This is a genomic window from Shewanella sp. WXL01 (assembly GCF_012263345.1).
In the GTDB taxonomy this organism is placed as follows: domain Bacteria; phylum Pseudomonadota; class Gammaproteobacteria; order Enterobacterales; family Shewanellaceae; genus Shewanella; species Shewanella maritima.
In genome coordinates this window covers 1,177,939-1,193,690 of sequence record NZ_JAAIKQ010000001.1, presented here as the reverse complement: position 1 = coordinate 1,193,690, position 15,752 = coordinate 1,177,939, and the positions used below count along the sequence as shown (strand labels likewise).

Below are 15,752 nucleotides of genomic sequence, written 5' to 3'. Positions count from 1 at the left end.
TAGTCACCCAATACTCAGTCATACAACTCATCCTAAAAGAGTGTATGGGCAGTTTTTTATCTCGATATACTAGGCATCGTCAGGATTTTCTAACAAGCTAATGCATACGTATTCATTACAACTTTGTAACAATCATAGGTGGGTGATATATGAGTTAAATCGGTTAAAATCCAATTAAGTCAATCGATTAGCCAATAATACTTTTAGGTAGGTTAGATTGGCGTTTTTTTACTGGTTAGCCAAAGGTGTGAAGAAGTTATGCCACTTTCGGGTATATCTGATGTCATATTTTCATAAGTTCTGTGACCAAACAGGCTTACATACTGGCTAAATTTTCTTGTAAACTCTGGATTCATTTTTCCACTCCCTGCCAGTATTGGCACCTTGGAGCAAGTAATGGGATTTAATTTAACTGTTAACTGGCAAACATCGCCAGCAGACGAAGGTGAGTTCAATCGCGACCATCAAATTGAGTTTGGCAGTGGTCAGGTTATTCAGGCCTCATCAGCCCCTGAGTACAAGGGCAGCGAAGACAAGATTAATCCAGAAGAGAACTTATTAGCGGCGTTATCTTCTTGCCACATGCTAACCTTCTTAGCCATTGCCCACTTAAAGCGCTTACCGGTTGCCAGCTATGTCGATAACGCCAAAGCTGAACTGGGTAAAAACGCCAGCGGCAAAATTGCTGTGACTAAAATGAGTTTGTTTCCAGAAGTGGTATTCGCCGATGGTGTTGAAGTTAGCCCTGAAGTGATTGATAAAATTCATCAAAAAGCCCACGCGAACTGCTTTATTGCAAATTCTCTCGCCTGCGAGGTTGAGATTAACTACTAGCTTGTTAGCTAATCTCTCACGAAGCTAGCTAGACACTAAAAAGCCCACCTAAAATAATTTAGGTGGGCTTTTGTTTGTAAGCGGTTTAGCTAGCTAATATGCAGGCTTACTGTTTAATTAGCTTAACGTCTGCTGCAGGGCCGTTTACTGGCATAGGTTTGACTTCAAACGGCAAGATTGGCTGCTTTTGCACTTCATCTTTAAGATATTGAATTGCTGCATCAAGCTGCGCATCGCCACCTTGGTATGTCGCGTACGGCAGGTTATCGACTTCAATGTCAGGCTCAACACCATGACCTTCAACTACCCAAGTGCCATCTAGCGAGTATTGTGGGTACTCAGCGACGCGCGCCATACCATTATCAGTAACCGCGTTGCGACCAGATAACCACACTCCCGCGCCCGCAGTTTGCTTACCAATCAATGGTGCTAAACCAAGTGATTTAATACCTGCCGAGAAGGTCTCGCCATCTGAATAGGTCATTTGGTCGGTTAACACGACCAGGTGGCCGCGGAAGGTTTGCTGCATGTTACCCCAGCTGCTGCCACGAGTTGGCTGCCAGAACATCCAGCTACGGCGCAATAACTTCTCTATAATCCAGCTATCAATGTTGCCACCGCGGTTACGGCGTACGTCGATAATCAAACCCGGCTTGTCATAGTGAGTGTAAAACTCACGAGCAAAGCTCTCGATGTCGTTAGACACCATGGAGTAAAGATGCAAGTAACCAAACTCACCTTTGGATTCTTCAGTCACTTTTTCAGCGTTTTGGAATACCCAATCGTGATAACGCATATATAAATCATCGCGTGATGAATACGGCTCAACCACGGTTTGATGCTCATTGCGACCACGCTTAAGGGTTAACAGCACTTGTTTACCCACTTGATTGCTTAGCATCTTAGTCAGCTCGGCAATGCTCGCCACATTTTGGCCATTCATTGCGGTGATCACATCACCATTTTGAACATCCACACCTACGCGGGCTAAAGGTGCGGCATGACTTGGCTGCTCAGGATCGGTTTGGTAAATATGCTCAACCTTTACACCACCTTTAACGTTAGCAAACTTGGCACCCAAAGCTGCAGCTTGTGGACGATTAGGGTCTTTAGCGATATCACCACCGCGCACTTGTGAGTGCAATGAATCAAGCTCGCCCATCATTTGCTTAAAGATGTCATTAAGCTCGTTACGGTCGGTCAATCTATCGAGTAACGGCTGATATTTTTGCTTGGTCTTGGCCCAATCCAGACCGCGCATATTGGCGTCATAGAAAGAGTCGCGATGCATTAACCAAGCATCTTCAAACATTTGTTGCCACTCAAGTTTTGGCGAGATGCTTAGCTGCCAGTCACTCACATTCACTTTGGCATCTGCAGTGTCGCCCGGCAGTTTATCACCAGCATCAACAATCAGAATTTCACTTGGGTTTGATGCTCGGGTTAGCATCAGTTTGTCAGCATCATTCGACAGTTGGTAATCAGCAACATCTTCACTGAAGATTTCAGCTTTAGCGCCGCGATTGCTGAACTTAACCACTAACAAATTGGCTGATTCAGCTTGATGGTCTAGTAGGTAAAGCTTACCTTTGGCAGCGCTAAGGCTTGAGTAGTTACCGGCATCGACCGGCACTTGCCATAAGCGAGTGTTGATGTCGTCCCAATCAACTTTAACCTTGGCTTGCTTGTCATCTTTATCGTCTTTCTTTGCCGCTTTAGTTAGCTCAGTGGCTTTAGCAAACGGGAACTTGGCTTTTGGATCGAGGGCAATCGCGAACACTTGGGTGCGCTTATCAAACATTGGCCCCATGTTTCTGTCACCCCAAGGAGATGTTGGGTTAGCATTAAATTCGCGGTTAGATAAGAAGTACAGCCATTGACCGTCCTGACTAAAGGTCGGCGAGAAAGATTCATATTTGTCTGTGGTTAACGGCACTTCTTTGTTATCAGATATCGAGTACAACACCACTTGCGAGCGCTGTTTACCCACTTCTGATTTGGTCAGTGCTAGGTAGCGATTATCGTGCGACCAAACAATATCTTGGTATTCGCCAAGACCTTCACCATTAGTGATAATTTTCTTGTTTTTGTTGTCACTTAAATCAAGCAACCACACATTACCCTGGTAGTCTTCATGGGCGATAAGCTTACCGTTTGGCGACAGGTGTAATCCGGTGCGTAAGGTGTTGCCATCTTTGGTTAATTGTTTGGCATCACTGCTACCATCTGCGGCAAAGCGCCAAATTTCTTGCTCGCCAGAAGCATCGCTAATGGCATAAACATAGTCACCATTTTTCGATAACACACCATTACGCAAACGACTATCTTGCGGCGCACTCACTTGAACTAAGCGGCCTGACTCGTTACTGGTTATGGCTATGTGGCTGCGGGCAGTAATGGCTACTTTATCGCCCTCTCCTGCAAAGTTGATTGAAGTGGCGTAATCCATTGGGTTATTGACCCACTTGGCGCGGCGTTCGCTAAAATCAGAGGTTAAGCCGATATCTAGATTGATTAACTGCTGAGAGGCTAGGTCGAATAATTTGATGTCGGCGCCTTGTTGGAATACTACGCGACCATTATTTAGCTGGGCATCACGTACTTGCCAGTCTGCAAATTGAGTGTGCTGCTTAAAGTCGCCACCGCGCTGATTCATCGACCAAATGTTGTCATTACCTGAGGCGTCAGAGATAAAGTAAACCCTTTCATTCCAGTACATTGGTTGACGCACTGTGCCGATATGCTCGCCAGTTAGCTTTTCAGCCTCTTGTTTGCTGCCAAGCTTAAAACGCCAGATATCACCTTTAGCGCCGCCGCGATACACCTTGGCATTGTCGGTACTTAATTGCAGGCCAAACTGGGTGAAATAAATGTACTCACCTTTATCATCAAGGCTGCCTTCAACGGCGTCAGCTAACGGGATATCAGTAACGGTTAAATCGGATGGGTCGACAATTTTAAGCGCCCATGAATTAGCTGGGGTAAAAGCATGGTCAGTTGCATATAATAGCTTGCCGTCTGCGGTCCAACCTTGCACTGTGACTCGGCTGTTCTCAAACGTAACTCGCTTGGCAACGCCGCCAGCAATAGGCATCACATAAGCTTCTTTTACGCCGTCATAATCTGCGGTGTAAGCCACCCATTGGCCATCATGGGAAATACTGGCATCTATTTCTTCAGTGACTTGAGTGGTTAAGCGTGTGGCAGATTGTGCGTTGATGCTCGCCTTCCACAAATCACCTTCGGCGGTAAAGACTACAGTCGTGTCATGCAGTGCTGGCGCACGGTAGTAGCCTTTTTGACTATTCTCTGCAGCGACAGCCTCTACCGCAACAGCTGCGCTTGATAATGTGCCGAGTGCGAGCAAGCAACTCAAAACAGATTGGCGTAGTTTCATTGTTATATGCCTTTGAAAGGGTTACTAAAGTGCCCTCACGTTAGCAAAGATTCGCCTGAGTGTCAGGCAGACATTGTTTCAAGAAGTAACGGGGCTAATACTAGACTCAGAGAATATGTAAAAGCTGGATTACACCGCTTAAGACGAATGGCTTTGCTGCCCTTGAGACTTGCGTCAATGAGGCTTGCTTCAATGAGGCGCATGAGTGGCAGCCATAACATCGCACAACCCCTTAAAGCTATTAACGCTTAACCGAGTCAACCTCGGCCTGGATTAGCTCGCGATACTCACCTAGCGGCAAATCTGCCAGTTTTATTTCGCCAATAGCAGTGCGATGCAGCGCGACCACAGGGTTACGAAAGCGGCCAAACATGCGCTTAATTTGATGATACTTGCCCTCTCGCAGTGTCACTTTAGCTTGATAATCTGACACTATCTCAAGCTCAGCGGGCTTGGTGGTAATGTCTTCATAGCCGAAATACATGCCATCTAAAAAGGGCTGAATATAGCTAGCATCAATTGGATTACCTAAGGTGACCAGATACTCTTTGGCGACTTTGCGCTCGGGCGCCATTAATGCATCTGACCATTTGGCATCATTGGTTATGATAAGTGCGCCAGTAGAGTTCAGGTCGAGCCGACCGGCAATATGTAGCATTGCTTGTTCACTTTCTTTTATCGGCAGCAAACTAAGCGCGGTTGGATGAATATCATCTTTAGTCGCACTCACTACGCCAACGGGTTTATGCAGTAAATAGTAACGGCGGGTAAATTGTTGCAACACCTCACTAGCACACACAATATGGCTAAACTCATCGATTTGCTGATCAAGCCCAGTGGCTAATTCACCATCAACCCATAATTGTTTTTCAATCAGCAGATTACGCACCGCTTTTTTCGAAATTTGCAGCCGTTTGGCAACAAAACTATCGAGTCTGCCTCGCTTAGCCATTCACTGATTCCTCAACCATACGTATGCAAAACTCATCTAAGTTATACATTTTAGGTTGTAAACAAATTGTAAATATATGCATAATTATTCAAGTCAAAGTGTTTGCAGAAAAAATTGGGGTTGATACAACAGATATGTTTTCGTTACCAGAAGCCGCTCAGCTACGCGCAGATATGACCATCAGCGAGCTAAAACATGCGATAAAAGCACTCGATGAGCAGCTTCATGCGTGCATTTTAGATTATTCAATTAACGAAACGCTACTAAAACGCGCCGAGTTTTTTGACCAGCTACTAACATTGCTTTGGCAGCAACAAGGTTTTGATTCAAACAACCTATCGCTCAATGCTGTCGGCGGTTATGGCCGCAAAACACTGCACCCTTATTCAGACATCGATATCTGCATCATCCATAGCAATGCGTTAAGTACAGAAGACGGCGACAAAGTCGGCGCATTTCTTACCGCGTTATGGGACTTAAATCTCGACCTAGGTCATGGCGTTCGTTCACTAAATGATACCTTCAGCGCCTGTAAAGATGACATCACCATTGCCACCAGCCATTTAGAAATCCGCCATATTTGCGGCAATAGTGAACACGAGCAACAAGTACTACAGGCCATGTATGCCGACAAGCTTTGGAGCAGCCAAAGCTTCTTTTCTGCAAAACACCAAGAGCAGCAATTGCGCCATCAAAAAGCGGGCGGCACAGCTTATAGCATTGAACCCAACCTTAAAAATAGTCCAGGTGGCATTCGCGATATTCAAACGCTGACCTGGATTTCACGCAAACACTTCAACGCCGCTGATATGCATGGTGTACGTAGTCAGGGTTTTTTCAGTAATGACGAATACGCCGAATTAATTGAGTGTCAGAACATTTTATTTAGAGTGCGCTTTGCTTTGCATCAAGTTGCAGGGCGCAGTGAAAACCGTTTACTACTGCAATATCAGGCCGATGTCGCCAAAATGATGGGCTTTGGCGAAGGCTCTTCCTTAGGTGAAGGCGGCAATATCGCCATTGAAAAAATGATGCGCCAGCTATTTAGAGTAATGAAGCGCATCCGCGAGCTTAATCAGCTACTTATGGCGTATTTTGAGCGCGCGATTTTGCCAAAAAACCATACCGAACCACTGGTGCTCAATGAGCAATTCGAAATAGTCGACAATCATATTCACGTGCGCCATGACGATGTATTTATTGACCGCACGCAAATTCTGGCTTTGTTTGAACTCATCGCTGAGCACCATGAGCAAATCGTTGGTATTACCCCTGAAGCTCTGCGATTACTAAGGCAGGTTCGGCGCCGTTTAATGGCCGATTTGCAAGATTTTCAGGCATGCCGTGAAAAATTCGTTGCCATATTTAACAATCATCGCGGCCTAGGTTTAGCGCTCACCTTAATGCATCAGCACGGTATTCTGTCATCTTATTTACCCCAATGGCGACAAATCGTAGGCCAAATGCAATTTGACCTATTCCATGCTTACACGGTCGATGAACACACTCACAAGGTGGTGCAGAACGTACTTAGATATGCCCACACCAAACCAGATGGAGCGGTTGATTCAGCTACACGCCTAGCAAGTGAGATTTATCAAAAGATGTCGAACAAATCGAGCTTGTTGTTTGGTGCCTTATTTCACGACCTGGCCAAAGGTCGCGGCGGCGATCACAGCGAATTAGGCGCTGTCGATGCGCTGCACTTTGCCCGTTATCACGGCTTAAAGCAGTCACAGCAACAATTGGTCAGCTGGCTTGTTGAGCAGCACTTGTTAATGTCGGTCACCTCCCAGCGCATGGATATTTACGACCCTGACGTGGTACAGCGTTTTGCTAAACAAGTCGGTACCCAAACACGGCTGGATGCGCTTTACTGCCTGACGATTGCCGACATTCAGGCCACTAATGTCGATTTATGGAATGACTGGAAAGCAGCGTTAATTCGCGACTTGTATTTCGCCACTCGTAATGTGCTGAGAAGCGGCGGCGAAAATGTACTGCAACTGCGCACCATTGTCAGAGAGCATAAACAAGAAGCCCTTGGTTTAATGCAGCTAGACGATAATGGCGCACAGGCGGTCAAAGAAGTTTGGAAACAATTACCTATTTCGTTTTTCAGCCATGCCGAAGCAGACGACATCGCCCGTTACTCCAAAGCATTAGTCGCTCACAAAGCCAATTTGCCAAATGCCGATAACCCGTTTGACACCTTGATTGTCATCGATGACACAGTGGTTAAGGGCTGCAGCGATGTGTTTGTGTACACTCAAGATAGAGCAGGTTTATTTGTTAAGTTATTCAAAACCTTATCGGCGTTGAAGATATCGGTGAAACAAGCGCAGATCTCGCGCACGAAAGATGGTTATGTGGTTGAGTCATTCAAAATTCTCGACTTTGATGAAAAGCCAATCGACAGTCAGTCTCGCCGCGAGCTGATTATCAACAAGCTTAAAAGCGTGCTCGACAATAACGCCAAACCGCCTAAGCAGCGTTTATCACGCCAACACCAAAGCTTTGATAACCAGCCAAACGTTGAATTCCTGTATTCGCGCCACTCAACCCGCAGCCTGATAAGTGTATCTGCACTCGACACTCACGAGTTTATGGATAAAGTCGCCAGTGCCTTTAGAGAGTTAGACTTAAATATTCACTCAGCGACCATTAGTAGCGTGGGTGAGCGCGCAGATAACGTGTTTTTGGTATCCAACAGCCAAGGACAGCAGCTTGACCAGAGTGAGCAACAGGCATTATCTAACTTGCTGATTAATAGAATTAATGACGAGCAGGCTGCTGTAGGCGAATTTGAAATTTAATCTTGGACTGTGCTAGTTCTGTGTTTGGGGCAAATTTTGCCCGTGCTCTTGGATATGCGACAATACGCCACAGTCGCCATAGATTGATAGAGAGCCACAGTGAGCCAAGCACATTTCCAAGCCCGCTACACCCTAGATAAAGCCTATTTTGCCGAATGCTTTGACCAAACCGCCAGTATACCCACTGGCAAAAAGCCGTTTTATAAAGCCATAGGCTTTGCAATTGCAGGCTTATTACTGATCACAGTATTCGCCAGCCTCGCCAGTGATGAGTTAGTACAAAACACCTATTACCTGGGTTACTTCTTTATCGGTCTAGCGGTGGTTGAGGTGTTTAGCATCAAGTTTAAACGTACCTGGTGGCTGTGGCGTCAAATGATGAGTAAAGCAGCTGGCAACCCGTTAACCCTTACCATTGATGAACAAGGCATTCATAGCTATTCAGATTTTATTAACCACAAACTCAGCTGGCAACAAATCACCAGCCACACTGAGTCTGAAGTGGGTTTTACCTTACAAGTTGACCAGCAAAAACAATATCTTTCTAAACGTGAACTCAGTGAAGAATGTATTGAATTTGTCCGTGAACAGCTAGCTAAAGTCTAAAGCTTGCAACAAGCTAATATTTTTTAAAAGACTCGCTAAAACGCCTGACAAAAAATCCCAATTGCGCTGCCAATGGCTACAAACCATGATAGGGAGCGCAATGTCCCTTTCCCTGCCAAATAGAAAATGTGATACACACAGCGAGCCACAATGTGAACAACTGCCAGCGTTGCTGCAGTGTCATTAACTTTGTCGGTCGCGAGCACAACCAAACAGGCAATGGCAAACAGAATTAGCGATTCAAACGCATTCTCGTGTGCAGCTAATGCTCTTGCGCCAAACCCAGTTAACTTTGCCTGCTGTAATCTTGGGTGCTCATTATCATAACCTTGTAAATCAGCCATGGCTTTGGCAACCGGCGCTTTAGCCAGGTAAGGCAGTATCATCGCAATTAGCAGGCAAACCAGTATTGTTGTCATCACATTTCCTTATTTTTGTGTATTCAATCAGCTTCGCAGGGTGTTAACACCTAGCAAGCTAGGGTTCTTAGGGCAAGCGCATGAGTGATTAATCATCTGCCATGTACTAAGGATTAACGAACTTTGATTGCGCAAGGCGCCGTTAAATCCCCCCCTATGGTTACGTTAGGGGCTCCGCTTTAGCATCCCTGCTAAAGAGGCTTGCTTACTCAAAGCTCATTAATCTCATAAAATAACGCGCGAAATGTTCATGTTCTCGCCCAGCTAGGCTACTAAGGTATTCACCTGCTAAACGCTCGCATAGCAGAAACCTACTGCTTTAGTATGATTTTTTATATCCAATAATTAGTAGTGCTAGTAGCAAGCTAAACCAAAGTCATCAAATCGGACTATCTACATCTTAAACTTGTGTTTTAAATACGCCTGCAAAGTCAGGCAGGATACAAAATATTAACATCAAGCTTGTTACAATTGAGCCGAGTCACTCTTCCATGTATACGCGAATATACTCTCTAGTGATTAATTTCAAACAGTAAAATACAAATATCCTTCGCAATTATTGTAAACGACCTTTGACACTGTTGTTAAATCTTTGTTAACTTAAAGCTTGAGCTCAATAGCTCCTAAAAACAATACTAAAGTATGGATGCGCTGGCTTTAATGACCTAAGTAACATCAGCATTTTGTCTGTTGTACTAACAAATATGTATGACTAAAGCTCAAAATTAACTGTTACTCGCCTGCGTCCAAAAACAATAATAAGGATGCGCCCGACAATGAAAAAACTGCTAGCGGCAACTGTGCTACTTTTCAGTCTGCCTGTATCTGCAAAATCACTTCCGCCAATTCTTGAGTATTTACCAAGCTGTTCCCCGAATGTTATTGATGGTATTTATGTTGAGAAACAACTTGCGGATATTCCTAAGAACAAATTGATTGAAAGCAGTTTTCATCAGGTGCGGACTATCGCCAAAGATAAACGCGTTGATGCAGTCATTATTACCAACCTAATTCAAACCAATAAGCTGATCATCACGGCAGATCTGATTGACTATTGTGATGAAGACCGCAGCTTGTCGGGGATTCGCACCGCATATAATCAACTAAGCCGCAGACCGATTACCTTTGAGCGCACCAATCCAAGCTCAATTAGCACGCCAAAGAAAAAGTCGCCTGCCAGTATTTCAATTCCTGAAACCCGTGTAGCCCAAGCTCAAACTTCGCCGCAGCCTAAAGCTAAGCCTGCGCCAAAGCCTGCAGCTCGCGCATCTAGCACCCCTAGATATACAGGCGTAAGGAACTTTAAGTCAGAGCTTTTGAGCGAATTGGAGTTAGCTAAGATAGCCGCTAAAGCTGACCGTAATTCAGGCTCAAACGTGACACTATCTGGCGCTTATGGCGTCAACATTAACAACTCAGCCAAATACGTTCGTAACCTACTAGGACCTGCTAGCGCAGAGTTCACCCTTGGCCGAGATACTAAAGCTTGGTTATATGGCCGCGACTTATGGGTGATTTTTGAAAACGATAAAGTGCAAAAAGTCACTTACCGCGAACGCTCACTGTTGAACTACACTGGCCGTAATATCATCTTGTACGATCAAGACTTTGATAATAACTGGCTAATCGATGACAAAGCAGGCTTTAGGGACGATGTTCCTAACGTGCGCCGCAAGCTGAACTATCTAAAACAGCAGTCTAAAACCGAGTTCACTGTATCGAACCAAAAGAACTTGCTGAAACTCGACTTTGCTGAGTTCTCGTCATACAACACTACCGAGCCAGAGGTGCTACTAAGTGGCTTTACCTTCCACTCGCGCGACTACTACCAAGATATAGGTGACATCATTTACTCGCAAATTGATGAAACTTTGCTTGATGATTTGCTATTGCCTAACTTTAATGCGCCTGATTTAAAGTTAGAAGATATTGTCGTTAGCTACGTACCTAATATCATTAACTACTCTCAAGACGGCAGCTGGGAGGTACTATCTAAGTACCTACAAGTGAAACATGACGACCATGAAATCACTCAAGTCAGACTCACAGAAAGTATTAACTACCCTGTTGAAACTGATCAGGACTTTATGAACTTCTTAAGACAAGCCAATATTCCGGCAACGAAAGAAGAGATGATGAGACAGTATCCAACCAATGCAGAAGTATGGGCTGAAAACTTGATGGTTACCCATGACGACTACGAGGTTAGAGCGGAATTCGCCTCAGATGATGATGACGCTATGCTGATTTCTCTAGAGGTGATTTACCTTTAAAGTTCAACGCACATCAAGCTAGATTAGTAATATAAAAACGCCTGCGACGATGCAGGCGTTTTTTATTACGGGTGGTTTATCGGGTTTGGTTTAACTCACAGCTTGGTGCACATCAACTGGCAGCCATAGGCTGACACTCAAGCCACCTTCTGCGCGATTTTTCATACTGATATGTCCGCCGTGAGCTTCAACTATCTCGCGGCACAATGGCAAGCCAATACCTGTACCTGATTGTTTAGTAGAATAAAACGGTAACAAGGCTTGGGCTAATACCTCACTCGGCATCCCTGAGCCAGCATCATCAAGGGTAATCAACACCCCTTGCATTGGCTGTGCAAGGTAACGAATATCTAACGTGATTTCATCTGGGTTTGAGCCAGATTCATGGGCGTTTTTAAGTAGGTTTATCAATACCTGTTCAAGCTGCACACTGTCTAACAACACCTGCCGGTATACGTTAGCATCTTGCCCGACTTGAGACTGATGCACATTGTTTGCGGCATCAGGAACTAAAAGCTCTGGCACAATCGGCCTTAATAAACGAAAACGATACTGCTGTTGTAGCTGCGCAACCAAACCTGTCCAATCCACTACCTTTCTATCTGGCAGCGGCAACTTAGCAAACTGAGCGTAATGAGAAATAAACTGACTTAGGTGCGAGGTGCGGCTCTCGATGGTATCGAATATTAACTGCAGCTTACTGTTTTGCTGGTCTTGAGTCAGCAGGCGTCCTGAATTGACCATAGATGCGATCGGCGCTACCGAGTTGTTAAGCTCATGGCTGATAATACGGATAACCTTTTTCCACACTGCCACTTCTTGTCGATTTAGCTCCTTGGTGAGCTGTTTAAGTAAAATTAGGTGATGTTGCTGGTTATTCTGATTAAAGCTACCACGGGAGATATGCCAGCGCTCAAGTTCTGCTTCATTAAGGTTGTCTGTATCAACATCACTATTTTCAACTTCACCAACATCGTCAGCATGCACCGTAAACAAGCCTTCTTGCTCGCTCGCCAATACCTGACGCAGGCCTTGAGGTAAATCGGCTATTAGCTCAGTTAACGCCATCCCCTCAATGCGAATGCCCTTATTAAATAAATGCCGCGCGGCGTCATTGGCGTATAAAATTCGCTGATGATCATCCACCAGCATCATTACATTGGGAGAGTTTTGAATGACTTTATCGAGCATTAATTCACGCTGATAAATATATTGCCGCTCATCGCGCATCTTAGCAGCGGCCTGATTATAAAGCTTTGCAATCGCATCAAGCTGTGGCTCGCCGTAGGTGTGCAATGCTGCGCTAAATTCGTTGTCTTTAAGGTTAAGCAAACCAATCTCTAGTGATTGCAAGCTGGCATCAAGTTTACGGGTAAGCCACATGACTAATAAAAAACACATCCCAAGCCCAAGCAGCACGGCTGAAACAACTGAATCAAGCGCTAAGTAATGCCAACATAGCCACACGACTGTACCGGCAATAGCGCAGCTTAGCATGCTGCCAAGTACCAGTTTATATCTGAGGCTAAGCAAGCCTCGGGATGTCATTTTCGGAGTTGATTTTGCCGCAGGTTTATCGATTGTCGCGCTCATTGTGCTCACTTATTTTTTACTAGAAAGGGCGTGCTTCTCCATACGGCGATATAACGCCTGACGGCTCAAGCCGAGTGACTTTGCCACTCTGGCGATCACGCCATTATGCTCAATTAGCGCGGCTTCGATATCACTCTTACTTGGCTCATAATTTGCGCTTCTATCTAGCTCTGGGCTGACGTTTGTTGGTTCACTGATATTGTTGCTTACCGCTGAAGTAGAGTTAACTGATTGAGCTATATCAAGCTGTGAAGCTTGTGCTGGCTGAGCCGTTTGCTCGAGATGCTGTTCAGGCCGCGACTCAAAGCGCTCAAGACCTAAATCGGCAACACCAATTAAATCAGATTGCGCTAGCAACACTGCACGCTTACACACATTCTCAAGTTCACGTACATTGCCTGACCAAGCATGAGCTAACATGGCTTGCTGCGCTTGCTTATCAAAGCGATAACCTTGGCCGACAAAGTGCTGAGCCAGCGGCAAAATATCATCCACACGCTGATTTAACGGCGCGAGTGTTAGCTCAATTACATTGAGGCGATAAAACAAATCCTCGCGGAAACTGCCGTTACTGATATCTTGTGCAAGATCAGCATTGGTTGCGCTAATCACTCGCACGTTTACTTTGCGCGTTTGATGGCTGCCCAAACGTTCAAATTCTCCCGTTTGTAGCACTCTTAATAGTTTAATTTGCCCAGATAACGGCAGATTACCGATTTCATCAAGAAACAAGGTGCCGCCATCTGCCGCTTCAAATCGCCCAATCCTAACTTTAGTCGCGCCTGTAAATGCACCAGCTTCAGCACCAAATAACTCGGCCTCTAATAAATCGACAGGCAAAGCGCCAATGTTAACCTTAATGAAGGGTTTGTCATGCAGCAGCGAGTTTGCCTGAATAATGTCGGCGAGCTTGTCTTTACCCGCGCCATTTGGCCCAGTGATCATCACTGACACATCAGACTTTGCCACTTGCAGCGCTAAATCAATTGAGCGTTGCATAGCGCCGCTACCGAAAACAATGCCGCACAAATTAGCCTGACTAATCGCCTGCATGCGCTCTGAGTCAACTCGGCTCAGCTGCTGATTTTGTTTAGAGAGATGATATATCGATAGCAGGTTATTAATGCTAGTGAGCAACTTAGCATCATCCCATGGCTTGCCCATATAATCTGCCGCGCCAGCTTTAACTAGCTCAACGGCGGTTTCTAATTGGGTCCAGGCGGTCATTAAGATGATAGGCAACTGAGCTTGCTGCTCACGCAAGGTATAGAACAAGCGCTTGCCTTCCTCGCCGGAGGTGGTGTCACGGCTAAAGTTCATGTCCTGAATCACCAAGCTTATATCCTGCTCGGCAACCAGCTTTATCGCATCCTCTGGAGTATGACAAACTAGCGTTTTGTAGCCGTGGATTTCCAGCATAAGAGAAAGCGCGCTGCAAATAGCCTGATTGTCATCGACGATTAAAATGCTATCCATAAAAAACAGTAAATTATCCTTGTGTTGCTTGTTTAAAACTCTTGCCGCCATGCAGTCAAAAGGTAGCTCAGCTTCTTAATCTAGCGACTTAATCTTGCTAAGCTATCTTATTTACTAGCATTTTTCGAGTTTGCGCTTGAATCCACTCAAAGCTGTTATACCGTTCTGGTTGCAGTGGCAGGCGCGATATTAGCCGCCCTAAAGGCTGGGAAGATAACCGCGAGCGTTGTGACTAATAGCAATCCAACCACTGCGGCAATTGGGTACATATTAGGTAGCATAGGCAACGAGTACAGGTTCATTAGCTGCTCACCAAGCTGCAGCGCTAGCAAGCCTCCAATAACGCCACCAGCGATACAAATCAGGTAGTTTTCCACCATAAAGTGCTTAATGATATCCATTTTGCTTGCACCTAACGCGCGGCGTGTGCCGATTTGTTTAGTGCGGCGCTGAATATTAAACATCACCATACCGGTTAAACCTAAAGCAGTGATCAGTAACAAAAGCACCACCATGGTACTTAATAGCCATGCCATTAAGCGGTGATTATTGTAGGTAAGCTGCTTAATATCGCTTAGGGTATCGAAATCGTTAATCACTCGATTTGGGTTTTCGGCAAGTAGCGCTTCGGTTACCTGCTCTTCAAAATTTTCCATATGCTCAGGCAATAAGCGCACTGCATAGGTTTTGTTTTGCGAGCTGCCACCAAAGTCGATGTTTTGAATGACGCTGTACTCAAAATGGCGGTGATCAACCCAGGCACCTTGCAATTGCTTGATAACACCGATGATCTCAATAGTTTGGTCGCCTTGATACATAATTTTGCCAACTGGAGACTCATCTCCCCAAAACTCAGTTGCCAAAGCTTGTGACACCATGGCTTTCATGCCTGTGTCATCCAGGCGAGTATTAATCTCATCTGGGCGGAAATTACGTCCGTCGGCTAACTCTGCGCCAAATACATCAAGTAGATGCTGATTACCCAAATACAAAGCAAAACCAGGCATGCTTTTAGCGGTATCTGGATTTGGGCCGTCTACGTAGCGGTCCATCCAACCACTGCCGCTCACAGGCATCATATTGGTTGAACTTACAGCCATCACATTTGGCAGGTCTCGAATAATTTGCTGATCAATGACGTTTTGCTGCACATGGTCAATTGTTGGCTCAAAGCTATACACGTTAAAACGTACAATTTGCTCTTCAACCACGCCTGAGTCGCGTGCCATTAACGACAGGCGCTCGTGGATAATAAAGCTAGCATTGGCAACAATCGCTACCGACAATATAATCTGTAATAGCAGCAGTATTGGGCCGCTTTTGCTACGTAGTAGGCTAGAAATAATAGGTTTAATATGTAACATGGTTTGGTCCTTGCTTAAGACT

Annotated in this window: 10 protein-coding genes; 4 read left to right on the top strand and 6 right to left on the bottom strand. The window is 45.3% G+C overall.

Annotated elements, in window-relative coordinates; translation table 11 throughout:
- Nucleotides 1-396 precede the first annotated feature (396 nt).
- Nucleotides 397-834 carry an OsmC family protein gene (locus tag G3R49_RS05090; protein WP_167868835.1) on the top strand — a complete coding sequence of 146 codons (438 nt, stop codon included), beginning with the start codon at nt 397-399 and terminating at the stop codon, nt 832-834.
- A 106-nt stretch (nt 835-940) separates the two neighbouring features.
- Here G3R49_RS05090 and G3R49_RS05085 read toward each other — a convergent pair whose 3' ends face one another.
- Nucleotides 941-4,231 (bottom strand): S41 family peptidase, encoded by a 3,291-nt coding sequence (locus tag G3R49_RS05085; protein ID WP_167868834.1) that lies wholly within the window; start codon nt 4,229-4,231, stop codon nt 941-943.
- A gap of 241 nt (nt 4,232-4,472) precedes the next feature.
- Nucleotides 4,473-5,183, bottom strand: a complete 711-nt coding sequence (locus tag G3R49_RS05080) for a 16S rRNA pseudouridine(516) synthase (RefSeq protein WP_167868833.1) — start codon at nt 5,181-5,183, stop codon at nt 4,473-4,475.
- Nucleotides 5,184-5,317: 134 nt separating this feature from the next.
- Between G3R49_RS05080 and glnD the strand changes: the two genes are divergently transcribed.
- Both glnD and G3R49_RS05070 read left to right on the top strand, forming a co-directional pair.
- A complete protein-coding gene (gene glnD, locus G3R49_RS05075) occupies nt 5,318-7,999 on the top strand; it encodes a [protein-PII] uridylyltransferase (protein ID WP_167868832.1) in 2,682 nt (893 codons plus the stop codon).
- A 99-nt stretch (nt 8,000-8,098) separates the two neighbouring features.
- Entirely contained in the window at nt 8,099-8,605 is a 507-nt protein-coding gene (locus tag G3R49_RS05070; protein WP_167868831.1) for a YcxB family protein, read from the top strand.
- A gap of 35 nt (nt 8,606-8,640) precedes the next feature.
- Here G3R49_RS05070 and G3R49_RS05065 read toward each other — a convergent pair whose 3' ends face one another.
- Entirely contained in the window at nt 8,641-9,024 is a 384-nt protein-coding gene (locus G3R49_RS05065; RefSeq protein ID WP_167868830.1) for an MAPEG family protein, read from the bottom strand.
- Between the two features lie 776 nt (nt 9,025-9,800).
- On the opposite strand from G3R49_RS05065, the gene G3R49_RS05060 reads away from it, so the two are divergent.
- The gene (locus G3R49_RS05060) at nt 9,801-11,297 is read left to right on the top strand and encodes a hypothetical protein (RefSeq protein ID WP_130597980.1); all 1,497 of its coding nucleotides are present in this window, start codon (nt 9,801-9,803) and stop codon (nt 11,295-11,297) included.
- Nucleotides 11,298-11,387: 90 nt separating this feature from the next.
- On the opposite strand, the gene G3R49_RS05055 is transcribed toward G3R49_RS05060, so the two are convergent.
- The 3 genes from G3R49_RS05055 to G3R49_RS05045 all read right to left on the bottom strand — a co-directional run bounded on the left by G3R49_RS05055 (nt 11,388) and on the right by G3R49_RS05045 (nt 15,730).
- The gene (locus G3R49_RS05055; protein WP_245335237.1) at nt 11,388-12,890 is read right to left on the bottom strand and encodes a PAS domain-containing sensor histidine kinase; all 1,503 of its coding nucleotides are present in this window, start codon (nt 12,888-12,890) and stop codon (nt 11,388-11,390) included.
- Between the two features lie 9 nt (nt 12,891-12,899).
- Nucleotides 12,900-14,366: a sigma-54 dependent transcriptional regulator gene (locus G3R49_RS05050; protein ID WP_167868829.1), complete on the bottom strand. Its 1,467-nt coding sequence runs from the start codon at nt 14,364-14,366 to the stop codon at nt 12,900-12,902.
- A gap of 155 nt (nt 14,367-14,521) precedes the next feature.
- Nucleotides 14,522-15,730, bottom strand: coding sequence for an ABC transporter permease (locus G3R49_RS05045; protein WP_167868828.1), 1,209 nt, complete (start codon nt 15,728-15,730; stop codon nt 14,522-14,524).
- Nucleotides 15,731-15,752: the final 22 nt, after the last annotated feature.

Bases quoted from the DNA above. Each gene is read 5' to 3' on its own strand.
- G3R49_RS05090 (WP_167868835.1), top strand. From the start codon at position 397: ATGGGATTTAATTTAACTGTTAACTGGCAAACATCGCCAGCAGACGAA.
- G3R49_RS05085 (WP_167868834.1), bottom strand. From the start codon at position 4,231: ATGAAACTACGCCAATCTGTTTTGAGTTGCTTGCTCGCACTCGGCACA.
- G3R49_RS05080 (WP_167868833.1), bottom strand. From the start codon at position 5,183: ATGGCTAAGCGAGGCAGACTCGATAGTTTTGTTGCCAAACGGCTGCAA.
- glnD (WP_167868832.1), top strand. From the start codon at position 5,318: ATGTTTTCGTTACCAGAAGCCGCTCAGCTACGCGCAGATATGACCATC.
- G3R49_RS05065 (WP_167868830.1), bottom strand. From the start codon at position 9,024: ATGACAACAATACTGGTTTGCCTGCTAATTGCGATGATACTGCCTTAC.
- G3R49_RS05060 (WP_130597980.1), top strand. From the start codon at position 9,801: ATGAAAAAACTGCTAGCGGCAACTGTGCTACTTTTCAGTCTGCCTGTA.
- G3R49_RS05055 (WP_245335237.1), bottom strand. From the start codon at position 12,890: ATGAGCGCGACAATCGATAAACCTGCGGCAAAATCAACTCCGAAAATG.
- G3R49_RS05050 (WP_167868829.1), bottom strand. From the start codon at position 14,366: ATGGATAGCATTTTAATCGTCGATGACAATCAGGCTATTTGCAGCGCG.
- G3R49_RS05045 (WP_167868828.1), bottom strand. From the start codon at position 15,730: ATGTTACATATTAAACCTATTATTTCTAGCCTACTACGTAGCAAAAGC.